General features: G+C 68.3%; 23 protein-coding genes. 10 read left to right on the top strand and 13 right to left on the bottom strand.

Going from position 1 to position 26,074, the window contains the following annotated elements; genetic code table 11:
• Position 1 precedes the first annotated feature (1 nt).
• From GTZ97_RS10780 to def, 6 genes are all read right to left on the bottom strand, one after another.
• The gene (locus GTZ97_RS10780) at positions 2-1,777 is read right to left on the bottom strand and encodes a GMC oxidoreductase (RefSeq protein WP_161650636.1); all 1,776 of its coding nucleotides are present in this window, start codon (positions 1,775-1,777) and stop codon (positions 2-4) included.
• Positions 1,770-2,660: a hypothetical protein gene (locus tag GTZ97_RS10785; RefSeq protein ID WP_161650637.1), complete on the bottom strand. Its 891-nt coding sequence runs from the start codon at positions 2,658-2,660 to the stop codon at positions 1,770-1,772. The genes GTZ97_RS10780 and GTZ97_RS10785 overlap by 8 nt, the downstream gene beginning before the upstream one ends.
• Before the next feature lie 141 nt (positions 2,661-2,801).
• Positions 2,802-6,059, bottom strand: a complete 3,258-nt coding sequence (locus tag GTZ97_RS10790) for a bifunctional diguanylate cyclase/phosphodiesterase (protein ID WP_161650638.1) — start codon at positions 6,057-6,059, stop codon at positions 2,802-2,804.
• A 152-nt stretch (positions 6,060-6,211) separates the two neighbouring features.
• Complete coding sequence (gene htpX / locus GTZ97_RS10795; RefSeq protein WP_161650639.1) at positions 6,212-7,060, bottom strand: zinc metalloprotease HtpX; 849 nt, start codon at positions 7,058-7,060, stop codon at positions 6,212-6,214.
• Between the two features lie 89 nt (positions 7,061-7,149).
• Positions 7,150-8,103: a methionyl-tRNA formyltransferase gene (fmt, locus tag GTZ97_RS10800; protein ID WP_161650770.1), complete on the bottom strand. Its 954-nt coding sequence runs from the start codon at positions 8,101-8,103 to the stop codon at positions 7,150-7,152.
• Positions 8,104-8,126: 23 nt separating this feature from the next.
• Positions 8,127-8,639 carry a peptide deformylase gene (gene def, locus GTZ97_RS10805; protein WP_161650640.1) on the bottom strand — a complete coding sequence of 171 codons (513 nt, stop codon included), beginning with the start codon at positions 8,637-8,639 and terminating at the stop codon, positions 8,127-8,129.
• A gap of 217 nt (positions 8,640-8,856) precedes the next feature.
• Between def and GTZ97_RS10810 the strand changes: the two genes are divergently transcribed.
• The 4 genes from GTZ97_RS10810 to lipA all read left to right on the top strand — a co-directional run bounded on the left by GTZ97_RS10810 (position 8,857) and on the right by lipA (position 13,120).
• Positions 8,857-10,029, top strand: coding sequence for a LysM peptidoglycan-binding domain-containing protein (locus tag GTZ97_RS10810; RefSeq protein WP_161650641.1), 1,173 nt, complete (start codon positions 8,857-8,859; stop codon positions 10,027-10,029).
• A gap of 78 nt (positions 10,030-10,107) precedes the next feature.
• Positions 10,108-11,259 carry a DNA-processing protein DprA gene (gene dprA, locus GTZ97_RS10815; RefSeq protein WP_161650642.1) on the top strand — a complete coding sequence of 384 codons (1,152 nt, stop codon included), beginning with the start codon at positions 10,108-10,110 and terminating at the stop codon, positions 11,257-11,259.
• A 16-nt stretch (positions 11,260-11,275) separates the two neighbouring features.
• Positions 11,276-11,971 carry a lipoyl(octanoyl) transferase LipB gene (gene lipB, locus GTZ97_RS10820; RefSeq protein WP_161650643.1) on the top strand — a complete coding sequence of 232 codons (696 nt, stop codon included), beginning with the start codon at positions 11,276-11,278 and terminating at the stop codon, positions 11,969-11,971.
• A 141-nt stretch (positions 11,972-12,112) separates the two neighbouring features.
• Positions 12,113-13,120 (top strand): lipoyl synthase, encoded by a 1,008-nt coding sequence (gene lipA / locus GTZ97_RS10825; protein WP_161650644.1) that lies wholly within the window; start codon positions 12,113-12,115, stop codon positions 13,118-13,120.
• A 67-nt stretch (positions 13,121-13,187) separates the two neighbouring features.
• Here the strand turns inward: lipA and GTZ97_RS10830 are convergent, their stop codons facing one another.
• From GTZ97_RS10830 to GTZ97_RS10845, 4 genes are all read right to left on the bottom strand, one after another.
• On the bottom strand, positions 13,188-16,346 hold the full coding sequence (locus GTZ97_RS10830; protein WP_161650645.1) for an efflux RND transporter permease subunit: 3,159 nt from the start codon (positions 16,344-16,346) through the stop codon (positions 13,188-13,190).
• Between the two features lie 12 nt (positions 16,347-16,358).
• The gene (locus GTZ97_RS10835) at positions 16,359-18,050 is read right to left on the bottom strand and encodes an efflux RND transporter periplasmic adaptor subunit (protein ID WP_330863593.1); all 1,692 of its coding nucleotides are present in this window, start codon (positions 18,048-18,050) and stop codon (positions 16,359-16,361) included.
• A 31-nt stretch (positions 18,051-18,081) separates the two neighbouring features.
• On the bottom strand, positions 18,082-19,413 hold the full coding sequence (locus GTZ97_RS10840; RefSeq protein WP_161650646.1) for a TolC family protein: 1,332 nt from the start codon (positions 19,411-19,413) through the stop codon (positions 18,082-18,084).
• Between the two features lie 141 nt (positions 19,414-19,554).
• Positions 19,555-19,914: a hypothetical protein gene (locus GTZ97_RS10845; protein WP_161650647.1), complete on the bottom strand. Its 360-nt coding sequence runs from the start codon at positions 19,912-19,914 to the stop codon at positions 19,555-19,557.
• 153 nt (positions 19,915-20,067) lie between these two features.
• Between GTZ97_RS10845 and GTZ97_RS10850 the strand changes: the two genes are divergently transcribed.
• Both GTZ97_RS10850 and GTZ97_RS10855 read left to right on the top strand, forming a co-directional pair.
• A complete protein-coding gene (locus tag GTZ97_RS10850; RefSeq protein WP_161650648.1) occupies positions 20,068-20,529 on the top strand; it encodes a hypothetical protein in 462 nt (153 codons plus the stop codon).
• Between the two features lie 196 nt (positions 20,530-20,725).
• On the top strand, positions 20,726-22,216 hold the full coding sequence (locus tag GTZ97_RS10855; RefSeq protein ID WP_161650649.1) for a flavin-containing monooxygenase: 1,491 nt from the start codon (positions 20,726-20,728) through the stop codon (positions 22,214-22,216).
• A 15-nt stretch (positions 22,217-22,231) separates the two neighbouring features.
• Here GTZ97_RS10855 and GTZ97_RS10860 read toward each other — a convergent pair whose 3' ends face one another.
• The 3 genes from GTZ97_RS10860 to GTZ97_RS10870 all read right to left on the bottom strand — a co-directional run bounded on the left by GTZ97_RS10860 (position 22,232) and on the right by GTZ97_RS10870 (position 24,068).
• A complete protein-coding gene (locus GTZ97_RS10860) occupies positions 22,232-22,720 on the bottom strand; it encodes a DUF1499 domain-containing protein (protein WP_161650650.1) in 489 nt (162 codons plus the stop codon).
• 50 nt (positions 22,721-22,770) lie between these two features.
• Positions 22,771-23,202, bottom strand: a complete 432-nt coding sequence (locus tag GTZ97_RS10865) for a YidB family protein (RefSeq protein WP_161650651.1) — start codon at positions 23,200-23,202, stop codon at positions 22,771-22,773.
• 92 nt (positions 23,203-23,294) lie between these two features.
• Positions 23,295-24,068 (bottom strand): DUF481 domain-containing protein, encoded by a 774-nt coding sequence (locus GTZ97_RS10870; protein ID WP_161650652.1) that lies wholly within the window; start codon positions 24,066-24,068, stop codon positions 23,295-23,297.
• A gap of 115 nt (positions 24,069-24,183) precedes the next feature.
• Here GTZ97_RS10870 and GTZ97_RS10875 point away from each other — a divergent pair, with 115 nt between their 5' ends.
• Genes GTZ97_RS10875 through GTZ97_RS10890 form a run of 4 tightly spaced genes read left to right on the top strand, consistent with a single transcriptional unit; the run spans position 24,184 to position 26,070 of the window.
• Positions 24,184-24,522 (top strand): ArsR/SmtB family transcription factor, encoded by a 339-nt coding sequence (locus GTZ97_RS10875; RefSeq protein WP_161650653.1) that lies wholly within the window; start codon positions 24,184-24,186, stop codon positions 24,520-24,522.
• Positions 24,523-24,533: 11 nt separating this feature from the next.
• Entirely contained in the window at positions 24,534-25,013 is a 480-nt protein-coding gene (locus tag GTZ97_RS10880; protein ID WP_161650654.1) for an ArsI/CadI family heavy metal resistance metalloenzyme, read from the top strand.
• Positions 25,014-25,064: 51 nt separating this feature from the next.
• The gene (locus GTZ97_RS10885; protein WP_161650655.1) at positions 25,065-25,559 is read left to right on the top strand and encodes an arsenate reductase ArsC; all 495 of its coding nucleotides are present in this window, start codon (positions 25,065-25,067) and stop codon (positions 25,557-25,559) included.
• A gap of 7 nt (positions 25,560-25,566) precedes the next feature.
• Positions 25,567-26,070: an arsenate reductase ArsC gene (locus GTZ97_RS10890; RefSeq protein WP_161650656.1), complete on the top strand. Its 504-nt coding sequence runs from the start codon at positions 25,567-25,569 to the stop codon at positions 26,068-26,070.
• The last annotated feature ends 4 nt before the right edge of the window (positions 26,071-26,074 follow it).

The following is a 26,074-nucleotide window of genomic DNA, read 5'->3' on the forward strand; positions in this document are numbered from 1 at the left end:
CTCACAGTCCCCGCGCCAGCACCGCCTGCGTCACCCGATCATCGACCGAGCTGATGGGGCCCTCGCGCCCCACCCATGCCTCGCCGCCAAAGTACTTCTGGAAGATCTTTTCGGCGGTGCGCGTGGCCAGGGCCTGGGTGGTCAGCGTCGGGTTCACGCCGCCGTAGCCATTGGCCAGCGCCGCGTTGTCGGCCACATACAGCCGCTTGACCCAACGCGCTTCGCCCTGATCGTCGAGCACCGAGTTGTCGGCGCTCAGCCCCATGCGCATCGACGACTGCAAATGCAGCAGAAAGGGCGGGAAGTCGACGCGCAGGATCTTGGTCGCGCCCGCCGCCTTCAGGATATGGGCAGCCTTCTCTGCCAGTTGCCGACGGTTCCTGAGCGTGCGCGCGCTGCGCTGCCGTTTGGCGATCTCGACCCGCGGGATGGCGCCGTGCTCGTCGCGCGGGAAGATGCGCGACAGCGTCACCCGGTTCTGCGCCTCCACATCGTCGTCGGTGATCACCAGCACGTTGAGCAGGCGGTTGACATCGCCCATCATGTCCTTGAGCTCCCGCCCGACGGCGCGGCCGGCCTTGCCCGTCCAGGGGCCGGTCTCGCCCAGGCCCAGGTCGTACGCGCCGCGAATGCCACTGTCACTGAAGTTCGAGGCCAGGGCCTGGATGCCGGGCGTCAGGCCGACGTTTTCCAGGGCACCTGAGCCGGGAAAGTCAGCACGCGCCGCCGAGGCAGGCCCCTTGCTCGACTCCGTGTCGTAGGGCATGACGCCGATGAGCCAGTCGAAGGCGTGCTCGGTGAGTCCGCGGCCCACCCAGCCGTTGGGATCCGGCAGGTCGCTGTTCAGCCACAGTCGGGGGCTCTCCACCACGCCCGCCGCCAGCACGATCACGCGCGCCTCTTCGGTGTGGCGCTGGCCACTGCGCACGTCACGCCAGTCGACCCGGCTGGCTTCCAATTCGCCGTTGCGCCGGGTGGTGTGAATCCGGGTGACGAACGCATTGGCGCGCAGCGTGATGGCTTTGCCGCCTGGCATCCACAGATCCGCGGTCTTCGCCATCGGCACGTAGCTGACGTTGGTGGCGCGCTTGGCCTTGAGGTTGACTGGCGCCTGGCGCGGCATGGCACAGCCCTGGTAGCAATGACCGCAAAAAGTGCAGCCCTTGGCTTGCGGATACTGCAAGCGCGCCGGGTCGTTCGTTCGCCCCGCCCAGCCTTCGGGCTGCAGGATGGCGTTTTCCTGTGGCCGAAAGGCGTCCCGGGTGATGTCCTTCGACGTCTGCACGGGCAGGCCGATGCCTTCGCAGCCGCGAAAGAACGCCGCCTCCTTGGTGCCCATGGCGGCGGTCTGCACGGGCAGGATGGCCTCGACCCAGCGGTAGTAGGGCACCAGCTCGTCGTAGCGGAACGGAAAGCGGTGGGCCGTGTCGTACAACGCCGCGTCGGCGCCCGCGTAGCCCGCGAAGACACCCGGCATCGCACGCGGGCTGTTGCCGAAGTAATGGGTGGTCGTGCCGCCCACGCCGGCCACCTGGTTGATGAACGAAGGCTGCGGCGTGTCGCGCAGCCAGCCCGTTTTGGTCCGGTCCGACGGGCCCCAACGCAAGGCGCCCTTGAACAGGTTGTTCTGGTCGTCCTCCAGTTGCGTCCAGTCGGTGTCTGGCTTGGCGTGGGCGGGCCCCGCATCCAGCATCAACACGTCCAGGCCGCGCGCGGCCAGTTCCTTGGCGACCACGGCACCACCGCCGCCTGCGCCGATCACGATCACGTCACGCATGGTCAGCACTCCTGCGGTCTTGGTAGTAGCCCTTGAACTCGTTCCACCCGATGGATGGGCCCTCGTACTTCGACTGCTGCCACCCCACAGGCGTGAAATTGAGGCGGCGGGTCAGCGGGTTGATGGCTGCCCACTCGCCATAGGCGCCCGCCGCCGCGAAGGTCAGCAGCCCGGCGGCCGACAACTGCACATAGCCCACGGCGGTGCGGCTCAGCGGGTCCATCAGCTTGTCGCTGATCAGGCGCATGCCGTCGTCACCCGGGGCTTCGATCAGGCCGAACACCTTGGCCTTGTCCTGCCAGGACAGGGCGCAAAACGGCGCGCCCAGCAAGGTCAGCGCGCTCGAGGGGCGCACCACCACGGCCAGCCCGTTGAGCATCAAGGTCAGCAGCAGGGACAGCGGCACCGCGTCCAGCGCGGACAGCACGCTCTCGATGGCCGAGCCGAACAGGGTGCTGGTGCCGTCGCCCAGGCGCATGCGGGTGCGGTAGAACGGCTCGGCCAGCGCCGTGGCCAGCTGGGACGCGCCCGGCAGCGGCAGGTAGTTGTCGAACATGTAGCCCAGAAAGGCGTCCGTCCTGGCGCTCACCCCGCCGGGCGTGGGCTCCCATTGGCCTTGCGCCATCGAGTAGAGGTCATTGCCGGGCACCGAAAAGGCCGCCACGCCTGCCATGGTGTGCCGGCTGACGAGGTTGAGGCGGGCTGCCAGCCGTTCCAGCACGGGTTGGGAACTGGTCTGGGCGTGGGCCGAGGCGCCCACCAGGGCGATGCCCGCGGGGGTCGAGACCCACGCGGTGGCCCCCATCTGTTTGAGGATGCGTCTTCGCTGGACATCGATGCAGGCAGGATCGACGTCCCCTTGGGGGCGGGGAGGGGGTGTCATGGTGGGGCCACGGAAGTTTGCGTGGCGAACGTGCGGCATTTAACGTGCCGGCATCGCGCCGCGCAGCGCGGCATGGCGTGATCTCGTCCCCGAGCGTGCGCATGCCCCTCGCGCGGCGCGCCCCCCCCGGCCGGGAAACGATCAGGACAGGGCCTGGACGCTCGGTGCGGTGGGCTGCGCCTCTTTGGGGCTGGCCTGGGCGTGTTCGGTGTGGGCAGCGTGTTCGAGCAGCAGTGCCTCGAACACCTCGCCCTTCATCGGCCGACCGAGGTGGTAGCCCTGGGCCTCGTCGCAGCCATGGCCGCGCAGGAACTCGGCCTGGGCCTCGGTTTCGACGCCCTCGGCGACGATGCCCACATCCAGCCGGTGGCCCATCGCGATCAGCGCGCCCACCAGCCGGCTGTCGCCCACCGATTGCGGCACATTGACCAGGAAGCTGCGGTCCAGCTTGAAGCGGTTGACCGGCAGCTCGCGCAGGTAGGCAAAACTGGAGTAGCCCACGCCGAAGTCGTCGATCGCGATGCTCACGCCGAGCGCGCGCAGGCGGTTGAGCACATCGGCGGCGCGCAGGGATTCACGCACGACCACGCTCTCCGTGATTTCCAGCTCCAGCGCGGTGGCCGGCAGGCCGGTTTCCTGCAGTGCGCGCGAGACCACGTCGTCCACATCGGGCTGATCCAGCTGCACGGCCGACAGGTTCACGCTCATGCGCAGCGGCCAGCCCGTGCGCACGCGCCACTCCTGGGCGCGCGTGCACGCTTCGCGCAGCACCCACTCGCCCATGGCGACGATGAGGCCGGTTTCTTCGGCCAGCGGAATGAAATCAGACGGCGGCACCAGACGACCGTTGTGCTCCCAGCGCAGCAGCGCCTCGGCGCCGGTGATGCGCCCGGTGGCGCAGTCGAACTGGGGCTGGTAGTGCAGGCGCAGCTCCTGGCGCTCCAGCGCCTTGTACAGGTCGTTCTCGAGCACCAGTGTGTCGGCGGTCGATTGCTGCATGCTCTCGGCATACACCTCGAAGCGGTTGCGTCCGTCGTTCTTGGCCTGATACATGGCCAGATCGGCGTGGCGCATCAGCGTGATGGCGTCCTTGCCGTGGTCGGGGTAGATGGCCAGCCCAATGCTGGGCGTGACGCGCAGCTCGTGGGGCCCGATGCGCAGCGGCTCCTTGAACAGGTCCAGCACCTTGCGCGCCACGTACTCGCCATCGTCGGCCGAGGCAATCTGCGGCAACAGCACGACGAACTCGTCGCCGCCCAGGCGTGCCACGATGTCGGAGGTGCGCATGCCCATGCGCAGGCGACGCGCCACCTCGATCAGCACGCTGTCGCCAATGTGGTGGCCCAGGCTGTCGTTGATCTTCTTGAAGCGGTCCAGGTCGAGGAACATCATGGCCAGGTGGCGGCCGTCGCGTTCGGCCTGCGCGAGGCAGGCCTTGAGCTGATCCTGCAGCATGTTGCGGTTGGGCAGGGCCGTCAAAGCGTCGTGCATGGCCATGTGCTGAAGCTGGTTCTCGGCTTCGCGGCGCAGGGTCACATCGTGGGCCATGGCCAGGTAGCCCGTGAGGTTGCCCAACTCGTTGCGCAGTTCGGTCACGAGGATCTCCGCCACCAGATGGCTGCCGTCGGCACGCAGCATGTGCCATTCGCTGGGCAGACCGGGCGACTCCTGAGCCAAGTGGGTGAGCACGTCCAGCTCGCTGAGCGGCTGATTCAGGCGCAGCGACAGCAGCCGTGCGCGCTCGGTCACCTGATCCGGGTCGAAGAAGCGCTGGGTCGTGCATCGCCCCACGAGATCCTGTGCCCGGTGCCCGACCAGACGCTCGCCGGCCGGGTTCACGGCCTGGATGATGCCCTGCGTGTTGAGCACGAAGATCGCATACGGCGCGTTGTTGACGATCACGCGGCGCATCTCGTCGACTTCATTGAGCTGACGCTGCGCTTCGATGATGGCGCGTTCGGCCGCTTCCTGTGCGCTGAGGTCGCGCAGGATGACGATCAGCTGGTTCTCTCCGTCCAGCGCCATCTGGCTGTGGGCCAGGTCCACCGGGAAGGTTTGACCGCCGGCCCGTTGGCCTTCCGCACGCCGCCCTACGCCGTCCATGCCCACCCGCAGGCGATCCAGAAAGGGCTGGATGCCAGTCTGGTCGCTGGCCGGCTGCGCGGCAGGCAGCAGCTTGCCCAGCGGCTGGCCGAGCAGGTCGGCTTCGCCGTGGCCGAAGATGCGGCACACGGCCTGGTTGACGCTCAGGATACGGCCTTCCTCATTGAGCGTGAGGATGCCGTCGACCGTGTGATCCAGGACCGAGCGCAGCCGGTGTTCGTTCTGGCGGGCTTCGGCACTGAGGCGCCGAGCCATGCGGGCGGCCTTGGCGTGGCGGTTGGCCCCCACGCGCAGCGCCATGGCCAGCCCGAAGGCGCCCGTCAGTCCGCCAAACAGCACCGCGAGCGGATACGGCTGGATGGCCGCCCGCACGGGCTCGCGGTGCAGGGTCAGCAGCCATTGGCGACCGCCCATGTCCACATGGCTCTGCAGCCGATCCCGCGCGGTGGCCTGGGTGTGCAGCGCACCGGCCTGAATGCGGGCGGTGTCGAACAGGGCAACAGGCTTGTCGGTGACGTCCTGCACCGTCCAGTGCCAGTCCGACCAGTCGTGGATGCGTGCGACCTCCATCAGGAGGTCTTGCGCCCGGTAGACCCCGCTGAGCGTGCCGCTGAAAGCCGCGCGCCGCTGCGCGGTCGTGTTCAGCGGCAGGCCTGGCTGGTAAACCGGCAGGCGCACGACAAAGCCCAGCCCGCCCTGTACCAGTTCGATGGGGGCGGAGGTCTGCGCCCGGCCCTGGTCGCGCGCGCGCTCAACAACGTCGCGCAAGGCTGCCGTCGACAGGATGTCGAACCCGAACGCGGGTCGATTGCGCATCATGGGCTCGTTGAACACGATGGGCAGCACCCAGTCGCGGTCGGATCCGGGATGCACCTCGAAATCCGGATAGCCCTCTGGCATCAGACTGCGGTCGCTGCGTACCCGTGCCACCAGATCGGGCAGGCGGTTGCGAGGGACGAGTTCGGCATACTGCACGGCCAGCAAGGACGGATAGCGCTGTGCGGTGTCCAGCGACTGGTACTGCCGGTTGAAGGCACGGCGATCCAGATCCGGGCGGGCCTGGAACATGGCCTGGAAGGACGACAGGATCTGCAGGTGCTCGGTGACCAGATGCTGCAGCTGTACCCGCAGCTGCTGCGACTGCAGCTTCAATCTCTCATCGGCTTCGGTCTGAACGGATTGGGCGGTGTGCCACCAGCCCAGCAGGCTGAAGCTCACCCCCAGGATCAGCACCAGCCAGGCGCCCCGCTGCAACCAGCGGGATTCCTGTTCGGTCTTCTCGATGTCCACCTGCATGCGCGGTCCCGTGAATAGAAAATGTCCCGGCTTTCCGGGCGCGTTCGGCCTGTATCGGACAGAAGGGGGTGCAGCTTGATGCCGCACCCCCTTCATTCAAGTGGGTTGCAGGTGGTCTGCAGGCCAGAAAGCGGTGGGAAACGTGACAGGCCTCACACCCCGCGGGCCATGGCCATCAAGCGGGCGATGCGCTCCTCGGTGGCCGGGTGGGTCGAAAACAGCCCGCGCAGGCCGCCTCCAGACAGCGGGTTCATGATCATCATCTGGGCGGTTTCCGGGTGGGCCTCGGCCGCTGGCAGCGGAATCCCACGGGCGTAGTGGTCGATCTTCTGCAGCGCGCTGGCCAGCGCCTGGGGGTCGCCTGAAATCTCGGCCCCACCCCGGTCGGCCTCGAACTCACGCGCGCGGCTGATGGCCATCTGGATCACGCCTGCGGCCAGTGGCGCCAGGATGGCCACGGCAATGCCCACGATGGGGTTGGCCGGCCGGCCTTCGGAATCGCGTCCGCCGAAGAACATCGCGAAATTGGCCAGCATCGAGATGGCGCCGGCCATCGTGGCGCTGATGGTGCTGATCAGGATGTCGCGGTGCTTGACGTGGGCCAGCTCGTGCGCCATCACGCCCCGCAACTCGCGCTCGCTGAGCAGGCGCATGATGCCGGTCGTGGCCGCCACGGCCGCGTTGTCCGGGTTGCGGCCGGTGGCAAAGGCGTTGGGGGCGGCCTCGTCAATCAGGTAGACCTTGGGCATGGGCAACTGGGCGCGGTCGGCCAGCTCCTTGACCATGGCGTAGAAGCGCGGCGCCGTGGTGGCATCCACCTCGCGGGCGTTGTACATCTTCAGCACCATCTTGTCCGAGAACCAGTAGCTGAAGAAGTTCATGCCGAGCGCGACCACCAGGGCCAGCATCATCCCGGACTGCCCGCCAATCATCTGGCCCAAGGCCATGAAGAGGGCGGTGATGGCCGCCATCAGGATGGCGGTTTTCATCATGTTGAACATGTGTGCGGGCCTCCAAACCCGTTCAGCAGGTCGACAAAACACGCCACGACAGGGTGGCAGCCATCAGATAGGGTGGCCAACCCGAAGTTTCAAGCCAGGCGCGCCGGCACAGCGCAACTTTGCATGAATTCACGTACGCTGATGCGCTTTCCCCCCGGCCGCTGCAGGGTGCGCAATGCCAGCGCCTGCTCGCCGCAGGCCACGATCAGGCTGTCGCCCTGGGCTTGCAGCACCTCGCCGGGCGCCCCCGACGCTGGCACGACGCCAGCCGCCCACAGTTTCATGGTTTCGGGCCCTTTGGCGGTGTCGAGCATGAAGGTACAGCCCGGAAAGGGGTCGAAGGCGCGTACCCGGCGGGCCAACGTCCGGGCCGGCAGTTGCCAGTCGATGGCGGCCTCGGCCTTGTCGATCTTGTGCGCGTAGGTGATGCCCTCGGCCGGTTGCGCCGTGCGGCTCAGTCCGCCGCAGGCGGCCATCTCCAGCGCCTCGACGATGAGTCGGCCGCCTAGCGTGGCCAGCCGGTCATGCAGCACGGCGGTGGTGTCGTCTTCGCGGATGGGCTCACGCTCAATCAGCAGCATGGCGCCGGTGTCCAGCCCGGCGTCCATCTGCATGATGGTGATGCCGGTTTCGGCGTCGCCTGCTTCGATGGCGCGGTGGATGGGCGCGGCGCCCCGCCAGCGTGGCAGCAGCGAGGCGTGGATGTTGAGGCAGCCCAGGCGCGGCCAGTCCAGCACCCACTGCGGCAGGATCAGACCGTAGGCCGCCACCACCAGCACATCAGCGCCGCTGGCCAGCATGGCTTCACGGGCGGCGGCAGCCTCGTCCGGATACTTGCCATCCAGTTTCAGGCTGTGGGGCTGGGACACCGCGATGCCATGCTGCTGCGCCAGTTGCTTGACCGGCGAGGCCTGCAGCTTCATGCCCCGGCCGGCGGGCCGATCAGGCTGGGTCAGCACCAGCGGCACGTCGAAACCGGCGGCCAGCAGCGCGCGCAGCGCTTCGGCGGCGAACTCCGGTGTGCCGGCGAAGGCGACCTTCAGCGGCCGGTTGGTCGCGCCCGCCATCAGGCGGACTGCGCGTCACGCGCGCGCTTGACCAGCTTGGTCTTGATGCGGTTGCGCTTGAGCGGCGAGAGGTATTCCACGAACACCTTGCCCAGCAAATGGTCGAGTTCGTGCTGCACGCACACAGCCAGCAGGTCATCGGCCTCGAACTCGTATGTGTCGCCATCGCGGTTCAACGCCCGCACCCGTACGCGGGCATGACGGTCGACCTTGTCGTAGATCGTGGGCACCGACAGGCAGCCTTCTTCCCAGACGATCATCTCGTCGCTGGCCCAGACGATTTCCGGGTTGATCAGCACGCGCGGCTCGTTGCGTTCTTCGCTGGTGTCGATCACCACCACGCGCTCGTGCACGTTGACCTGCGTGGCCGCCAGGCCCACGCCCTTGGCGTCGTACATGGTCTCCAGCATGTCGTCGACCAGCTGGCGGATGCGGTCATCCACTTGGGCCACAGGCTTGGCCACCGTGTGCAGGCGGGGGTCGGGGTAATGCAGGATGGGCAGCAGGGCCATGGTGTGGGGCAGGGCAGGAACGAAGGCTCGTCGGTTGTGGAAGCCGCACAACGAGCCCCGGCAAATGCCAGGGTCGAGCAGGCGTAACACAGGGCAATATTCGTTGCGACGCCCGCGAATTTGCGGGCAGAATCAGCCGAACAATGTCCTCATTTTGCCGAAATTGGCGTCGACATGTCGTTCGTCAAGGTTTTGGCCGTCTTCGGAGACCGTTTTCATGAGCCAGTGTATGCCGTCTGCCCGCGCCCTGAGTCTGTCTGTCCTCGTGGCCCTGGGTGTGGGAGGCAGCGGTCTGGCCCTGGCGCAGGGCTTTCCCAACTACCCCGTCACTTCGCAACAGAAAGCCACCGCGCAACAGGTGGCCCAGGCTGGCGTGCCGCTGTCCGAGCTGTCGCCCAACGCGCCTGACTCCTACACCGTCAAGCGCGGTGACACGCTGTGGGGCATTTCGGGCCTGTTCCTGAAGTCGCCATGGCGCTGGCCCGAGCTGTGGGGCATGAACCTGCAACAGATTCGCAATCCCCACCTGATCTTCCCCGGCCAGGTGCTCTACCTGGAAAAGCGCGACGGCCGCGCCCGCCTGCGTCTGGGGCAGCCGGTTGGCGGCGATGGTGGCACGGTCAAGCTCAGCCCGCGCGTGCGCGAAGGCAGCATCGACGACGCGATCTCGTCGGTGCCGGTCCACCTGCTTGAGCCCTTCTTCAACGAAGCCGTCATCTTCCAGAGCAGCGACGAGCTGCTGCGCGCGCCGCGCATCGTGGCCACGCAGGAAGGCCGCGTGATGGTGTCGCGTGGTGAAACCGCCTATGTCCGTGGCGATCTGGCGGGCCGTCGCGAGTTCCGTCTGTTCCGCGAGCCCAAGCCGCTGCGCGATCCGGCCACCCAAGAGGTGTTGGGTTTCGAGGCGCAGTATGTGGGCAGCCTGGCGCTGACACGTGAAGGCGCAGAAGGCACGGGCGCCGATGGCCAGCCGCTGGTCATCCCCTCGACCTTCACCATCACCGCGCTGCGCCAGGAGGCCACCGTGGGCGATCGCCTGGCGCCCACCGCGCCGCGTGATTTCGACAACGTCGTACCGCGGGCCCCGGCACAGGATGTGGCCGGCCAGGTCGTGTCCATTTATGGCGACGGCATGAGCGCCGGCCAGAACCACATCGTGGCGCTGAACCGCGGCAGCCGGGACGGCCTGGAGCGCGGTCATGTGCTGGCGCTGTGGCGCGACGGCCAGGTCGTGCGCGACCGCACCTCGGAAGACCGTGCGGCCATGAAGCTGCCGGACGAGCGCCATGGCCTGTTGTTCGTCTTCCGCGTGTTCGACCGCATGTCGTATGCGCTGATCTTGAACGTGCAGGAGCCGGTCAAGCCCGGCGACCGCTTCACGCAGCCCTGACCCCCTATCCGGCCCCGGCGGCGACACCCGCCGGGCCGACAACCGGCGGCGCCCCCGGCAGATGGGCGTCCAACGACCATGCAATCACACAGTGAGGAGCAGCAGGCCTGGCTGCGCCTGGTGCGGAGCCCCGGCATCGGGCCCGGCACCGCGCGACGCCTGCTGTTGGCCCTGGGCTCGCCCCAGGCCATTTTCGATGCGCCCGAGGCCACGCTGGCCCAACTGGTGACGCCCCGCGAGCGGCAGGCGCTGATGCGCCCGCCCGAGGGGCTGGACGACGATGTCGCGCGCACCACCGCCTGGCTGCAGGCGGCGCCCCACCGCGCGCTGCTCACCCTGGGCGACGCCGATTACCCGCCTGCGCTGCTGCAGGCCAGTGACCCGCCGCTGGTGCTGTTTGCCGAAGGCGACCTGTCGCTGGCGCAGGCCCCCTCGGTGGCCATCGTCGGCAGCCGGCACGCCACTGCCCAGGGCATCGACAACGCCCGCATGTTTGCCCAGGCCCTGAGCGCCGCCGGCGTCACGGTGGTCTCGGGCCTGGCGCGCGGCATTGATGCCGCCGCCCACGAAGGCGCGCTGGCCGGCCAGGTGTTGTTGCCCGAGCCGGGGCGGCCGGGCGGCACGGTGGCCGTGGTCGGCACCGGGCTGGATCTGGTCTACCCCAAGGCCCATACCCGCCTGGCGCAGCAGATTGCCCACCGCGGTCTGCTGCTGTCGGAGTTCCTGCTGGGCACGCCGCCACTGGCTGGCAATTTCCCGCGGCGCAACCGCATCGTCGCGGCCCTGTCGCGGGGCACGCTCGTCATTGAGGCGGCCGTGCAGTCTGGCTCGCTCATCACCGCGCGGCTGGCGGCCGAGCTGGGGCGCGAGGTCATGGCCATTCCCGGCTCCATCCATGCGCCACAGTCTCGCGGCTGCCATGCACTGATCAAGCAGGGTGCCAAGCTCGTCGAGACCGCCGCCGATGTGATGGAAGAGCTGCAGCTCGCCACGCTGCCAGCTGTGTCGTCCCCGCGTGCAGCGGTACCTGACACGGCGCAGGGCGACCCCGATGACCACGGCGACCCGCTCGTGGCGGCCATGGGCTTCGACCCGGTCAGCCAGGAGGCGCTGGCCGCGCGCACCGGCTTGCCGCCGGCCGAGCTGGGCGCCCGGCTGCTGGAGCTGGAGCTCATGGGTGTGGTGGCGCGTCTGCCGGGCGCGCTGTTCCAGCGCCGGGCCGCGGCCTGAGGTACAAAGCAGGGTTGTGAACTCCTCTGCTGCCACCCTTGTACGCCATCTGGGTCGGGTCGACTACGCCCCCACCTTTGCCGCCATGCAGGCCTTCACCGAGGCCCGCGCGCCGGAGGCGCCCGACGAAATCTGGCTGTGCGAACACCCGCCCGTGTTCACGCAAGGGCTGGCTGGCAAGGCCGAGCACGTGCTGCTCAACCCGCCTGGTCCCGGCCACATCCCGGTGGTCCAGACCAACCGGGGCGGGCAGGTGACTTACCACGGCCCCGGCCAGGTGGTGGCCTATCCGCTGCTGGATCTGCGCCGCCGCGGCTACTTCGTCAAGGAATACGTCTACCGCCTCGAAGAAGCCATCATCCGCACGCTGATGCACTTCGGCGTGACAGGCCACCGTGTCGCAGGCGCCCCAGGCATCTACGTGCGCCTGAACGACCCGTTCGCGCATGCAGCGCTGACCGAGCCGGCCGACCCGCGCGACCCCTTCAAGGGCCTGGGCAAGGTGGCCGCGCTGGGCATCAAGGTGACCCGGCATTGCACGTACCACGGCGTGTCGCTCAACGTGGCGATGGATCTGTCGCCTTTCGGGCGCATCAACCCCTGCGGCTACAGCGGGCTGGCCACCGTCGACCTCGCCTCGCTCGGCGTCGATGTGGCCCCGGACGAGGTGGCGGGTGTGCTGGCGGGGCAACTGGTGAGCCGATTGGGGTGAGTCGGCTGGGGTGAGCCGATCGGGGTGACGCTCTGCATCGCGGCGCCAGCCGTGTGGGCATCCACATCTGACGACCGCGCCGGGCCGGCATCGGCTACATTAGCCTACCCGTCCGGCCTACCTGCGCGGCGGGCCGGAGCCATGTCCCACGAAGTCACGCCCCCCACTGACACCCCCGCAGACACGCCTGCCGCGGGTACGACCCCCTACGATCCCTCCGCCAAGCAAAAGGCCCAGGCCAAGACCGCCCGCATCCCGATCAAGATCGTGCCGGCCGGCGAGGTGCTGAAGAAGCCCGACTGGATCCGCGTCAAGGCCGGTTCACCCAGCACGCGCTTCTACGAGATCAAGAACATCCTGCGCGAGCACAAGCTGCACACGGTGTGTGAAGAGGCCTCTTGCCCCAACATCGGTGAATGCTTTGGCCATGGCACGGCCACGTTCATGATCATGGGCGACAAGTGCACGCGCCGCTGCCCGTTCTGCGACGTGGGCCACGGCCGCCCCGACCCGCTAGACGTCAACGAGCCAGCCAACCTGGCCAAGACGATTGCCGCGCTCAAGCTCAAGTACGTGGTGATCACCTCGGTCGACCGCGATGATTTGCGCGACGGTGGCGCGGGCCACTTCGTGGAATGCATCAAGCAGGTCCGCGAACAGTCGCCGGCCACGCGCATCGAGATCCTGGTGCCCGACTTCCGTGGCCGGGATGACCGGGCGCTCGAGATCCTCAAGGCCGCGCCGCCGGATGTGATGAACCACAACCTCGAGACGGCGCCGCGCCTTTACAAGGAAGCGCGCCCGGGCAGCGATTACCAGTTCAGCCTGAACCTGCTCAAGAAGTTCAAGGCGCTGCACCCCGATGTGCCCACCAAGAGCGGCATCATGGTCGGCCTAGGCGAGACGGACGACGAGGTGTATCAGGTCATGCGCGACATGCGCGCGCACGACATCGACATGATCACCATTGGCCAGTACCTGGCTCCGTCGAACCACCACCTGCCGGTGCGCCGCTACGTGCACCCCGACACCTTCAAGGCTTACGAGCAGGCTGCCCGCGAGATGGGCTTCACCCATGCTGCGGTGGGCGCGCTGGTGCGCTCGAGTTACCACGCCGACCAGCAGGCCATGCAGGCTGGGGTGGTGTAAGCTGCACCGCCGCCCCCGGGTTGGGGGCGGGTGCCTACTGGGCGCTCAGTAAGGTGCCATCGCGCGCTCAGAACGCCTCGGCCGGTCTTGCGTCGTCCGAGGCGTTTTGCTGTGCGCGCTGGGCCAGCCGCTCTGCCGCCTCGCGCCCGTATCGCCAGAACAGCACGGGCGTGAGGAAGGTGTCCAGCAGCGTGGCGCCCACCAGGCCCGAGAAGATGACCACGGCCACCGGGTGCAGGATCTCGGTGCCCGGGCGCTCGGCCTCGAACAGCAGCGGCGCCAGCGCGATCGCGGTGACCAGCGCGGTCATGAGCACGGGGCTGAGCCGCTCCAGCGAGCCGCGCACCACCATGGCCTGGCTGAAGGCTTCGCCTTCAAGGCGCATCAGATTGAGGTAATGGCTCACCTTGAGGATGCCGTTGCGCACGGCGATGCCCGCCAGCGTCACGAAGCCGATCAGCGCGGCCACCGACAGCGGCTGGCCCGACAGCCACAAGCCCGCCACGGCACCGACGAGCGCCAGCGGGATGTTGACCATGATGAGCGCGCACAGCCGCACGGACGGATACCGCATGTGCAGCACGGCTCCCATCAGCGCCAGTGACACGAGCGACAGCGCACCGATCAGGCGGCTGGCCGCCTCCTGCGCCTGGAACTGCCCGCCCAGGCTGGTGAACAGGCCCGATGGCATCGGCGTGTCGGCCAGTACCGCGCGGATGTCGGCCACCACCTCAGAGAGCGCGCGGCCTTGCGCACTGCCCGTCAGCACGATGCGCCGGATGCCGTCGTCACGGCTGATCTGATTGGGGCCATCGCCCACCTCGATCTGCGCCAGCGCCGACAGTGGCACGCGGCCCATGGGCGTGTCGATGCGCAGCTGGGCCAGGCGATCGGGCGCGCGGTCGCCGTCGGTCAGGCGCATGACCACCGCAAAGCGGCGCGGGCCGTCCATGACCTGGGCCACCTCGCTGCCTTCGACCAGGCTGTTGAGGGTGTTCAAGAGCTGGCCGCTGGACAGCCCGTGGCGCGCCACCGCGGCGTGGTCGACATGCACCTTGATCTGCGGCGACAGCACCTGTTTCTCGATCTCCAGATCGACCAGCCCGGGGATGCCCGCCAGCCGCTCGCGCAGACGCTGGGCCTGGGCGCGCAGCGCATCGAGGTCGTCGCCATGCACCTTGATCGCGATCTGCGCCCGCACGCCGGACAGCATGTGGTCGATGCGGTGTGACAGCGGTTGCCCCATCGAGATCGAGCCGGGCAGCACCGCCAGCTTGGCGCGGATGTCGGCCTGGATCTCGGCCATGCTGCGGGTGAGCTCGGCGGCGGGCTGCAGGCCGATGTCGAGCTCGCTGACGTGTACGCCTTCGGCATGCTCATCGAGTTCCGCGCGGCCGCTGCGTCGGCCCACATAAACCACTTCGGGCACTGTCATCACCAGGTGCTCAGCCTGTCGCGCCAGGGCCACCGATTCCGCCAGCGTGACGCCGGGGTTCAGCCGCAGCCCCACCAGCAGCGTGCCTTCGTTGAAAGGCGGCAAAAAGGTGGTCGGAAACCACGGCACGGAGGCGGCTGCCGCCACCACCGCCAGCGCGCTGGCACCGATCACGCGGCGCGGGCGGGCGAGTGCCCACACGAGCGCCACGCGATAGCGCGCTTTCAGCCACGCCAGCACGCGCGTGTCGCCATGGTGGCCGCTGGCCGTGCGCGGCAGCAGCCACGAGGCCAGCACGGGCGTGAGCGTGACCGACACCAGCAAGGAGGCCAGCGTCGAGACGATGAAGGCCACGCCCAGCGGCACGAACAGCCGCCCCTCGATGCCCGGCAGGGCGAACAGCGGCACGAACACCAGCACGATGATGGCGGTGGCGTACAGGATGCCTGAGCGCACCTCCATCGACGCGGCGCGCACGATGGCCAGCGTGGACGGGCGCGCTGCGCCGTCCGGCGCCGCAGGCTGGCGCAGCCGCCGCAGGATGTTCTCCACATCCACCACGGCATCGTCCACCAGCCCGCCAATCGCAATCGCCAGCCCGCCCAGCGTCATCGTGTTGATCGACAGTCCGAAGTAGCGGAACACCAATACGGCCGTGCACACCGACACCGGGATGGCCGTCAGCGCAATCAGCGTCGGCCGCGCGGTGCCAAGAAAGACGAACAGCACCACCGCCACCAGCACCGCCGCGCCGATCAGCTTGCCCTGCAGCGTGTCGATCGAGGCCTCGATGAAGCTGGCCTGGCGGAAGGTGACGCGCGGCGCGCTCATGCCTTCGGGCAGGCCCGAGCGCAGTTCCTGCAACGCCGATTCGATGGCCGCGGTGAGCTGCAGCGTGTCGGCCGCGGGCTGCTTGTGGATGCCGAGGATCACGGCGGGCTGCCCGTCAAGACCGGCGTCACCACGCCGCGGCGCTGGTGCGTAGCCCACCTGGGCCACCTGGTCGAGGCGGATGACCTGGCCGTTGCGCGTGGCCACGGCCGTGCGTTGCAGGTCGTCCAGCCGGATTGTGTGGCCCAGGTGGCGGATCAGGTACTCGCGGCCATTGCGCGCCAGAAAGCCGCCCGAGGTGTTGCCGGCAAAGCCCTGCAACGCGGCCTGCAGCTCGGCCAGCGTGATGCCGAGCGCGGCCATGCGCTGGGTGTCGGGCCATACGGCGAATTGCCGCACTGCCCCGCCCAGCGGAATGACCTGGGCCACACCGGGGATGGCCAGCAGCCTGGGGCGCAGCACCCAGTCGGCATACTCGCGCGCGGCCATGGCGTGGTCGCCATCCCCGCCACTGTCTGCACTCAGGGGAATGGCCACCTGCATGATCTCGCCCATGATGGAGCTGACTGGCCCCATGTGCGGCACGATGCCGGCCGGCAGTGTATCGGCGGTGACGCCAAGGCGCTCTGCCACCATCTGGCGCGCCCGGTGGATGTCGACCGCCCAGTCGAAGCTCACATAGACGAAGGCCAGTCCGGCGCTCGAGGTCGAGCGCACCGCCGTCACACCGGGCAGGCCGTTCATGGCCGCCTCCAGTGGCATGGTGATGCGCTGCTCGACTTCTTCGGCGGCCATGCCGCCGGCTTCGGCCATCACCGTGACGGTGGGCTGGTTCAGATCAGGAAAGACGTCCACTGGGGTGCGCGACAGCGTGAGCGCGCCCCAGATCACGAGCACGGCGCTCAGCAGCAGCACGACCGCGCGGTGGGTGAGCGAGGCATCCAGTAACCAACGGAACATGGTGTGGCCCTTTCAGCGGATCTGGTTGAGCAGGCTGGCGCCCTGCGTGACGACGCGTTCGCCATCGGCGAGCCCCGCCGTGACGCGCACACGCACGCCATCGAGCGGCGCGTGCACGACGCGACGCGGCGCAAAGCGCTCTGGCGCCGTCTTGACCCAGACGAGGTCTTCATTCGATGGGCCCTTGACCACCGCCGCCAGCGGCAGGGCGATGCCCGCGGCAGTCTGGCTGCTGTGGACGTGGACCTGCACCAGCTGGCCCAGGGCCAGTGTGCCGAGCGCCTCCCCATGTGCGGCAAACAGCACGGGCAGGGCCTGCTCGCGCAGGCTGCGCGATGTGCCCACCAGTTTCATGGGCAGGGCGGGCTCGACGCGCTGGCCGGACCGGCCCGGCAGCCGCAAGCTGGCCGCACCGATGCGCGCGGCCCAGGCAGGGTCGTGTAGCAAGGCCTCAACCATCAGGCGCCGGGGGTCAATGACCTCATAGAGCAGGTCGCCAGGCTGCACCACCTGGCCGGCCACCGCTTGCCCGCTGGCCAGCACGCCGTCAATGGGTGCGCGCAAGGCCTCGCGTTGGCGCAGGCCGGCCGAGACCGCTGCCAGCCGCTGACCCAGGCTGCGCGCCTCGGCTTCGGCGGCTTCCAGCTCCTTGCGGGCCACCGTGTCTGGCAGGCGCTGCAGCCGGGCCAGGCGCTGCCCGGCCAGCTTGTGCGCGGCCTCGAGTTCAGCCTGCTGGGCCTGCTGTGCGGCCTGCTCGACTGGCGTGAGCGCCGGCGCGACATAGGCCAGCAGCTGGCCCTGGCGCACCCGCTGGCCCACGGTCACGAAGCCATCCGGGCCGGGCTGGAGCCGGCCCGCCAGGGTGGCCTGCACCCGCCCGCCGGCATTGGGGTCCATCACCACCCGGCCGTCGAGCACGATGGCGTCGGGCCAGTCTGCGGTGCGCGCCGGTTCCGTGCGCAGTTGCCACTGGCGCTGGGCCGGCTTGGGCGCGAACAGGGAGCCGTCTGGCAAGCGCCGCGGCGCGTCGGGCAGGACGGTAGCGGGCTCGTCGCCATGGTCGTGGCCGGGGCCTGCCTGAGCAGACGGCACGGCAGACACCAGCGCGGCCAGCGTCAAGCCGACCGCCAGCGTGGGCACGATTGACGGCGCACCCGTCCTCGCTCGCCGACGCGCTCGCACCAACTGGGCCAGCGCGGTCAGCGCCACCCCCGCAGCAATTCCTCCCAGCGCCCACAGGGCCTGCGCGGAGGTAGGGCCGTGCGCGTGATCGTCCGGTTCGGCATGAGGCGCATGCCAGTCCAGCGTGCCGCGCAACTGGCCTGTGCGGCCGTCCGCCCACTGCAGTTCGGCCACCACCGGCAAGGTACCTTCGGGCAGGCCGGCCGGCAAGGTGAACTGCCAGGTGTCAGCCGCGCCGGCCCGGGCGGGCAGCCGCTGGCCTTGCAGCATCAGGCTCATGGCCTCCAGGCGCACCGGGGCGTTGGTCGCATGGTCATCGACGTAGGCCGTCCAGTGCGGTCCGTCGGGCATGGCCACCAGTTCGAGCGCGGCCGATTCGGCCAGCAGCCGGGGCGTGTGTGCCCCATCCGGGCCGTGGGTGCCGCCGTTGGCGGTGGCGTGGGCGGCGGGGAGCAGGCTCAGCATCAGCCAGAGGGCGCGCGCGGCCTGACGCCAGACGTAAGAGATCAGCGTGGTGTTCATGGTTGCGTCCATCCAGATCTTGGGGGGCGTGTCATTGGGGCAGCAGGCCTGCGGCCTGCCTGAGCGCGGACACCGATGCGGCCGCGTCGATGCGCGCCAGCACGGCCTGCTGTTCGGCGTCGAAGGCCTCCTGAGCCACGCGCAGCAGCGCGGGCAGGTCGGCTTCGCCGGCCTGGAAGGCGCGTTCGAAGAAGCCCAGCGTGTCGCGTGCGAGCGCCGCTCGCGTCTGCGCCGCGGCGAGCTGGCGGCTGGCCGCGTCGTGTCGCGTTCGCGCTGTGTGCCAGTCCGCCAGCAGCCGCTGGCGCAACGGGTTGCCTTCGGCCGCAGCCAGTGCGGCGTCCGCGCGGGCCTGGGCCGTGGCTGCCTGGGCACCGGGGGCCGCGCCGAGCGGCAGGCGCAGCGCCAGTGCCACGGCCTGACGCGGGCGCTCGCCATGCTGCTCACGCTTGTGCAGCCAGCCCACCGTGACCTCGGGCTCTCCGCGCGCAAGCGCCGCAGTGTGGACAAGGGCTTGCGCCTGCAAGGTGGCCTGGGCCTGCCAGCTGACCCAGGCGGGGTGCGCCTCCAGCGTCGCCAGTTCGGCGTCCGGCCCTGGCGCGTCGGCTTCAGGCGCAGCCTCAGGTGCGGCCGCACCGTCGCAGGTCTGTTGCGCCTGGACCGTTCCCGTACCCAGGGTCGCTTGCAGGTGCTGGCGGGCCGCATCCTGCTCAGCCTTTGCCTGGGCCAGCTCGGCGGTGGCCCGGGCCAGCGTCATGCGGGCCTGGTGCGAGTCGGCACGGGCGAGATCCCCCGCCGCCACCCGGCGGGCCACGTCATCGGCCAAGGCTTGCGCGTGGTCTTGCTGGCGCGCCGCCAAGGTGGCGCGTGCTGCCGCGCGCTGGCATTCCCACCATGCTTCGCGCACGGTGCCCGCGAGCGCCCAGCGCGCGCGGGCTTGCTCGGCGTCGCGCCACAGGGTGGTCTGGTGTGCGTGGGCCATGCTGCTGAGACGTTGCGAGGGCCAGCGCAGCGGCAAGCTCAGTGCCACGCTGTGCTCCTGCTCCCCGCGGTCGCGGTGCAGCCGGTCGGTTTCAGTGCTCAGGCTGAGGGCGGGTTGTGCGGCCAGCCAACTGCCTGCCGCGGCCTGTTGGGCGGCATCTGCCTGGCGGCGTTCAGGGTTGGCGCGCGCCTGCGGGTGGTGTTGCCAGGCCTGTTCGAACGCGACCCGCAGGGCGGGTGGCGCAAGGGGCGGGGCGTCCGGCGGCGTGGCCCGGGCGGGGGCAACGGCCAGGATGGACAGGATCGGGACCAGACCCACGGGGGCCAGCAGGGCTGGCCAGGCGGTGCGCAAGGTGCGCGGCGGCATGGTGATGCCGGTGTGCATGCGATGCTCCTTGAGTAGGCGGCTGCAGAGGGCTGCCGCGATGAAGGTCATCGGCGAAGCACGACCACGCATGCGCGCCTGGCAGACGCATTGCGCCGCCAGTCACGTCAGGTCGTCAGGGCAGTGGGCTGCTTCGCCGGCTCAGGCGAGCAGCGGCCATTTGGGGCGCTCAGGCCGGGCCGGCCAGGGCCCTGGTGGGGTGTGCAGCGTGGCGCAGGCACGTTGTGCCTCGACGGGGGCCGCAGTGGGTGCGCGCAGACAAGCCGGCACCACCGAGCTGCAGGCGTGGCAGGCATGGCATTCCGGGTGTCCCCCGCCCGTCGGATCCCCGCCGCCGCCGACTTCTGCGTGTGCCGGGTGGGGGTGAGCATGGTGCCCCAGGTGCCTCTCGGCGCCTGCTGCTGTCTCGCGCGAGTCGTGTGTGCAGTAGGGCGCTGCCGCCGCCCACAGGGCGTGCAGTGGCATCCACAGCAACAGGACGATGGCAACAAGGCGGCGCATGGTCACCCATCATACGGCGCGGGCGGCCTGCCTGCGTCATCCCTTCACGTGATCCGGATTTTCCGAAGTCTTTACACCGCACAACCGAATGGATGCCCAGCCACGCATGGCCCTAGAGTGGGGCGATGTGCACGTGAGTAGAAGGAGCAGCCCATGCCGATGACCCACAACAGCCCCATGGTGGCCGGCCGCATCGTGGCGGTGGCCCTGTTTGCCAACAACGAGATCAACGACGCAGAGCTGTTTGCGCTGCACCGCGTTCAGGTCTGTGACCGGCTCGGACTGAGCCGCGACAACTGGCACGCGCTGCTGGACGAAACCTACGAAGCCTTTCTCAGCAGCCGGCGGCGTACCCGCAGCGCCGTGAGCGACCTCCTGCCCGTCCAGCACTGGCTGGGCCTGATCGACGACCCGGTGCTGCAGCAACAGGTGGCGCGGATGTGTGCCGCCGTGATCATCAGTGACGGGTTCGTCGAGCCTGGCGAAGCAAGGCTGCTTCAGCGTATGCTGGCGGCATGGAGCTTGCCGCACGAAGACCGCGAGCTGCTGGAGGCGCTGATCTATGGGCTGGACTTCGAGATCCGGCCCCGCAGCGATCTGGGCACGGTGCACTGACTGCCTGCCCCACCGATCCGAGGGGATGGGGTGCGCGTCCTAGGGTAAACGCGCACCCTTGCTATTTGACAATGCGCCGTTTCAAATATAAAGTGACAACACAAGTCGTCACTTGACCCTGGTCAGCATCAGGCCGGTTTGCCCGGCGTGTCTGGGTGACGATCAACTCACCCTTGACCGCTGTGGAGACGTCGCCATGACCGAACAACTTGACGTGCTGATCGTGGGCGCTGGCCTGTCCGGCATTGGCGCGGCCCGCCACCTGAAGAGCCAGTGTCCCGAGAAGTCCTTTGCCATTCTGGAAGGTCGAGACACGCTGGGCGGCACGTGGGATCTGTTCCGTTATCCCGGCATCCGGTCTGACTCCGACATGTACACCCTGGGCTACAACTTCAAGCCCTGGACCGAGAAGCAGGTGATTGCCGACGGCCACCGCATCCGCAACTACATTGCTGAAACGGCCCGCGAGAACGGGCTGGAAAGCAATATCCGTTATGGTCACAAGGTGATCGCCGCCGACTGGCACAGCGACACGGCCACCTGGACGGTGACGGTACAGAAGAAGTCTGGCGAGATGGTGCAGATCCAGTGCCACTGGCTGATGATGTGCTCGGGTTACTACAACTACGAATCCGGCTTCACACCCGAGTTCAAGGGCCGCGAAGATTTCAAGGGCCAGGTCATTCACCCGCAGTTCTGGCCTGAGAACCTCGACTACAGCGGCAAGCGTGTCGTGGTGATCGGCTCGGGGGCCACCGCCATCACCCTCATCCCCTCGATGACGGACAAGGCCAAGCTCGTGACCATGCTGCAGCGCACGCCCAGCTACGTGGTCTCGGTGCCGCAGTTCGATCCGATGGTGCGCTTCCTGCTGAAGTTCCTGCCGGCCATGACGGTCTACAACATCAGCCGTGCCCGCAACAACTTCATCACGCAGAGCATCTTCAAGCTCTCGCGTTCGTTCCCCAAGTTCATGCGCTGGTTGCTGCTCAAGCAGGTCAAGGCCCAGGTCGGCCCGAACTTCGACATGAAGCATTTCACGCCGCCCTACAACCCGTGGGATCAGCGCCTGTGCGCCGTGCCCAACGGCGACATGTTCAAGGCCATTCGCAAGGGCAAGGCCAATGTGGTGACCGACCACATCGACCGATTCGTGGAAAACGGCATCAAGCTGAAGTCGGGCGAGGTGCTGGAGGCCGACATCATCGTCACCGCCACCGGTCTGAATCTGCGCCTGTTCGGTGGCATGACGATGACGGTCGACGGCAAGGCCATCGAGATGAATCAACACATCTCGTACAAGGGCCTGATGTTCAGCGACATCCCCAACTTCTCGAACACGCTGGGCTACACCAACGCCTCGTGGACACTGAAGGCCGACCTGATTGCCGAGTATGTCTGCCGCCTGCTCAAGCACATGGACAAGAGCGGCACCCGCATCGCCGTGCCCGTGCGCACGCCGGACGTGCGCCCCACGCAGCTGCTGGACATGACCTCGGGCTACGTCGCACGAGCCGAGGCCTATCTGCCCAAGGGCGCAGACCGGGCGCCGTGGAAGCTGTTCCAGAACTATGCGGCCGACAAGAAACAGCTGCGCGAGGGCAAGCTGGAAGACGGCGTCATGTCCTTCCGCAAGCCGCACGTGGCGGGTGGGGCCGGCAAGGGTGGCGACCGCATGGCGGCCTGAGAGCAGGCAACCGCCTCACGGCGGTGAGGGCTGCGCCAGGTAGGCCGCCCTCAGGGCCTCGACCCGCTGGCGGTTCTTGCCGAAGTCTTCCCGGCCCAGGCGGCTGGCGCTGCGCACCTCGATCACGGCCTCCTCGCGGTTGAGCCAGAACTCTAGGTCGTCCACGAATTTCATCCATGGCGTCTGCGCCTCTGCGCGCAGGTAGTCGCCTTGGTCGGCCACGATGCGCACCCCCGGCGTGCGTGTCAGCACGGTGCGCAAGGCCTGCCAGGAGGCCTGTGGCCCGGCGGGCTTCATCGGGAACGGGTCCACCTGCGCATAGGCGTGTTGCGGGTGCTGAGGCAGCAGCCGCGCCTGGCTGGACACGCTGTTGCGCGTCTCCGAAGGCGGCTTGAGCCGCCCGTCCCGGACACCCAGGTCAGCGGGAGGCTCGCCCGCCAGCATGCCCAGCTGCGTGCCGACAGCAGCAGCCATCAGCAGCGCCAAGGCAGCAGTGACGGCCATGCGGCTGCGTGTGGGTGAGCGCATCGGGCGCATCGGCGCGGCCGATCCGCTCAGCGAGGCGCCTGATCCGATGTCAGCACGTTGGCCACCAGCGCGCTCAGCTGTTGCTGATCGGGCAGCACGCCATCGGGCGTCAGTCGATCGATCAGCTGGGGCAAGGCCTCGCTGATGACCGCGGCCTCCTGCTCCGGGGTGTTGCCGCTGCCCTGAGCGAGTCGGGCCAGGAAATCCTTGCCCAGCACCGTCATGATCTGGTCGGCCGTCACCGGCATGTTGCGGCCTTGGCCGATCCAGGAGGCCACCAGCTCGCCGTAGCCCTTGTCTTCAAAGGTCTTGATCAGGCCTGGCAGGCCGCCAAACTCCGGCGCGTTGAGCAGTTGCGTGGCCAGCGTGATCACCGCCCCCGGCTGCCCCATCCCGCTGTTGTCGCCTGTGGCCAGTGCGCTCACCACACCGCCGGTCAGTTGATTCAGCAATCCCATGATGCACCTCCTGTTGTGGCTGAAAACCCAGTTTATGCCAGCTGATGCCGACGCGGCATTTGTGATGGCGCAAACGCGGCTGGGCGCAGGGCTTACCGGCCCAGCTTGACATTCAGCCCTGTAAACAGCGAGGTGTCGACCTTCTTCACGCCAGGCGGCACCTTGCTGTTGTACGTGCGGATCAGCCCCACCGACAGCGACGTGGCCTTGCTGATGGCCACGTTGACGGAGCCGTTGAAGCGCAGCAAGTTGAGCTTGTCGCCACTGAGGCCCTGGTTGTACTCGAGCCGCTGCTTCATGCTGACGGTGTCGTTGAGCTGGTGGCTGGACTCCTCGCCGATCAGCACGCCGGTGTTCGAGAACCGTGTGTCCGTCTTGTCGTTGATGGTCTGCGCCTCGCGGTAGACCGAGCGCGTGAGGCTCAAACCGCTGAAGACGTCCAGCGTATGGCGCTCGCTGCGAATCAGGTGATGACCCAGACCGGTGGCCACGTTGCTGCGGTGCTTGAGTTCCAGCAGCCGGTCGGCGTCGACGCCAAGCTTGACGAACGCGAACCAGTGCGGGCCGAGGTCCAGATCCTGGCGACCGGATACGCCCCATTTGTTCGCCGTGGTCTCGCGGTCGCCGTCCACCTTGCTGCGGGCCTGGTTGGCGAAGGCTTGAACCGAGGTCTTCGCGCCTTCCACCTGGCGCGTGAGGTTCACGTTGACCAGCAGCGCGCTGGAGTCGGTGTTGCCGCTCGAAAACGACAGCGAAGCCCCGGCCAGCCCACGCCACACGCCATCGCGCGGGGCAGGTTCGGCCCACAGCGGTGCGCTTCCCAGACACAAGGCGCAGGCGAGCAGGGGGACGCGGCGGCAAGACATGGCTTTCCTTTCTGATGGGTGGGTGGCGTGAGATCGGGTGCGATCTGCTGCGCCGCAGCATACCGCGTGCCGATTCGCCCCTTGCTAAATTCAATAATTCGACGATAATGGAAATATGGAAGAAAACGATGTCATCGCTTCGCTTGCGGCCTTGGCCCAGCCGGTGCGCCTGCGGGTGTTCCGCGCGCTGGTGGGCGCCGGCCCCGAAGGGCTCACGCCCACGGCCCTGTCCGACACGCTGGATGTGCCGGCCTCCAGCCTGTCGTTTCATCTGAAGGAATTGCTGCATGCCGGCTTGGTCACGCAAGAGCGCGACGGCCGCCGACTGATCTACCGCGCCGATTTCGGGCGCATGAACGACGTGATGGGCTACCTCACAGCCCATTGCTGCCAGGGGGTGCCGTGCGAGCTGGCGCCCACCCCTGCCTCCAACTCTGCCTCCACCTGTTGCTGAAGGAGCCGCTGATGAAACGCTTTCATGTCCATGTGCACGTGGCCGATCTGGGCCAGAGCATCGGGTTCTACTCCCGGCTGTTCGGCCAGACGCCTGCCCGTCAGGAGGCCGATTACGCCAAGTGGATGCTCGAGGATCCGCCGGTGAACTTCGCGATCTCGCAGCGCGGTGGCCAACCGGGCGTCGACCATCTGGGCATCCAGGTCGACGACCCGGCCGAACTGGGCGAACTCAAGCAGCGTGCCGAAGCGGCGGACCTGACCTTGCTCGACGAAGGCGAGACCGCCTGCTGCTATGCCCGAAGCGACAAGCACTGGCTGGTCGACCCGCAGGGCATCGCCTGGGAGCACTTCCACACGCTGGGCAACGTGCCCACGTTCAGCGGGGGCGAGCCCGAGCCGGCCCCGGCCGCCCCGGCTGCCTCTGCCTGCTGCCCCCCACGCGGCAAGCCGGTGGGCATCCCCGTCAAGTCAGCGTCTGGCTGCTGCTGAGCCGCGCACAGTTTCTTTGGCAGCAAGTTCTTTGCAGTAAGAGGTACCCCCATGGACCATCGCACCTACCACGTGCTGTTTGTCTGCACCGGCAACTCGGCCCGCTCCATCCTGGCCGAAGGCCTTCTGAACCAGCTCGGACAGGGGCGCTTCAAGGCCTGGTCCGCAGGCAGCCAGCCCAAGGGGGCCGTGCACCCGCTCGCGCTCGAAACGCTCGCGCAGATGCACATCCTGCCCCAGGGCTTCGCCAGCAAGAGCTGGGACGTCTTCGCCCAGCCCGACGCGCCCGCGCTGGACTTCGTCTTCACGGTGTGTGACAACGCCGCGGGCGAGGTCTGCCCGGTGTGGCCGGGGCAACCCATGACCGCGCACTGGGGCGTGCCGGATCCGGCCGCCGTGCAGGGCAGCGAGGCCGAGCAGCGCCGGGCCTTCAAAGATGCCGCCCAGGCGCTCAAGCGCCGCATCGAGCTGATGCTGGCGCTGCCCATCGACAAGCTCGCGCCACTGTCCCTGCAACACCAACTCGACGCCATCGGCAAGCAGTGAGCCGTTCATGACCACCCACGTTCTCATCCTCTGTACCCACAACTCCGCGCGCAGCGTCTTGTCCGAGGGCATGCTCAACCACCTCGCCGCCCGGCTCGGCAAGGATGTCAAGGCCCACAGCGCCGGCAGCGCGCCCAGCGGCCGCATCAACCCGTTTGCCGTCGAGGCGCTGAACCACGCCGGCATCGACACCTCGGCCTACCGCAGCAAGAGCTGGGACGAGTTCACCACGCCCGATGCGCCCCCGCTGTCCGTCGTCATCACGGTGTGCGACAGTGCAGCAGCCGAGTCCTGCCCCGTGTTTTTCGGTGGCAACGGCCAGCCTGTGAAGGTGCACTGGGGCTACCCGGATCCGTCGAATGCCGAAGGTGGTGACGAAGGCAAGCGCCGCGCGTTCGAGCTCACGCGCCAGGCCATCGGCTACAAGATGCTGCAGCTGCTGGCCTTGCCGCTTGCAAGCATGTCGCGTGAGGCCTTGCAGGCCGCGCTCGACGAGATTGCGCGCAGCTGAGCGG

Origin of the sequence: Aquabacterium fontiphilum (assembly GCF_009909205.1) — a bacterium.
Classification (GTDB): Bacteria; Pseudomonadota; Gammaproteobacteria; order Burkholderiales; family Burkholderiaceae_C; genus Aquabacterium; species Aquabacterium fontiphilum.

What these genes read in the sequence shown, in the direction of transcription:
- GTZ97_RS10810 (WP_161650641.1), top strand. Translation starts at nt 8,857, where the DNA reads ATGAGCCAGTGTATGCCGTCTGCCCGCGCCCTGAGTCTGTCTGTCCTC.
- def (WP_161650640.1), bottom strand. Translation starts at nt 8,639, where the DNA reads ATGGCCCTGCTGCCCATCCTGCATTACCCCGACCCCCGCCTGCACACG.
- GTZ97_RS10780 (WP_161650636.1), bottom strand. Translation starts at nt 1,777, where the DNA reads ATGCGTGACGTGATCGTGATCGGCGCAGGCGGCGGTGGTGCCGTGGTC.
- GTZ97_RS10880 (WP_161650654.1), top strand. Translation starts at nt 24,534, where the DNA reads ATGAAACGCTTTCATGTCCATGTGCACGTGGCCGATCTGGGCCAGAGC.
- GTZ97_RS10855 (WP_161650649.1), top strand. Translation starts at nt 20,726, where the DNA reads ATGACCGAACAACTTGACGTGCTGATCGTGGGCGCTGGCCTGTCCGGC.
- GTZ97_RS10840 (WP_161650646.1), bottom strand. Translation starts at nt 19,413, where the DNA reads ATGCACACCGGCATCACCATGCCGCCGCGCACCTTGCGCACCGCCTGG.
- GTZ97_RS10785 (WP_161650637.1), bottom strand. Translation starts at nt 2,660, where the DNA reads ATGACACCCCCTCCCCGCCCCCAAGGGGACGTCGATCCTGCCTGCATC.
- GTZ97_RS10875 (WP_161650653.1), top strand. Translation starts at nt 24,184, where the DNA reads ATGGAAGAAAACGATGTCATCGCTTCGCTTGCGGCCTTGGCCCAGCCG.
- lipA (WP_161650644.1), top strand. Translation starts at nt 12,113, where the DNA reads ATGTCCCACGAAGTCACGCCCCCCACTGACACCCCCGCAGACACGCCT.
- GTZ97_RS10870 (WP_161650652.1), bottom strand. Translation starts at nt 24,068, where the DNA reads ATGTCTTGCCGCCGCGTCCCCCTGCTCGCCTGCGCCTTGTGTCTGGGA.
- GTZ97_RS10860 (WP_161650650.1), bottom strand. Translation starts at nt 22,720, where the DNA reads ATGGCCGTCACTGCTGCCTTGGCGCTGCTGATGGCTGCTGCTGTCGGC.
- GTZ97_RS10790 (WP_161650638.1), bottom strand. Translation starts at nt 6,059, where the DNA reads ATGCAGGTGGACATCGAGAAGACCGAACAGGAATCCCGCTGGTTGCAG.
- htpX (WP_161650639.1), bottom strand. Translation starts at nt 7,060, where the DNA reads ATGTTCAACATGATGAAAACCGCCATCCTGATGGCGGCCATCACCGCC.
- GTZ97_RS10835 (WP_330863593.1), bottom strand. Translation starts at nt 18,050, where the DNA reads ATGAACACCACGCTGATCTCTTACGTCTGGCGTCAGGCCGCGCGCGCC.
- GTZ97_RS10890 (WP_161650656.1), top strand. Translation starts at nt 25,567, where the DNA reads ATGACCACCCACGTTCTCATCCTCTGTACCCACAACTCCGCGCGCAGC.
- GTZ97_RS10885 (WP_161650655.1), top strand. Translation starts at nt 25,065, where the DNA reads ATGGACCATCGCACCTACCACGTGCTGTTTGTCTGCACCGGCAACTCG.
- GTZ97_RS10865 (WP_161650651.1), bottom strand. Translation starts at nt 23,202, where the DNA reads ATGGGATTGCTGAATCAACTGACCGGCGGTGTGGTGAGCGCACTGGCC.
- GTZ97_RS10845 (WP_161650647.1), bottom strand. Translation starts at nt 19,914, where the DNA reads ATGCGCCGCCTTGTTGCCATCGTCCTGTTGCTGTGGATGCCACTGCAC.
- GTZ97_RS10850 (WP_161650648.1), top strand. Translation starts at nt 20,068, where the DNA reads ATGCCGATGACCCACAACAGCCCCATGGTGGCCGGCCGCATCGTGGCG.
- GTZ97_RS10830 (WP_161650645.1), bottom strand. Translation starts at nt 16,346, where the DNA reads ATGTTCCGTTGGTTACTGGATGCCTCGCTCACCCACCGCGCGGTCGTG.
- dprA (WP_161650642.1), top strand. Translation starts at nt 10,108, where the DNA reads ATGCAATCACACAGTGAGGAGCAGCAGGCCTGGCTGCGCCTGGTGCGG.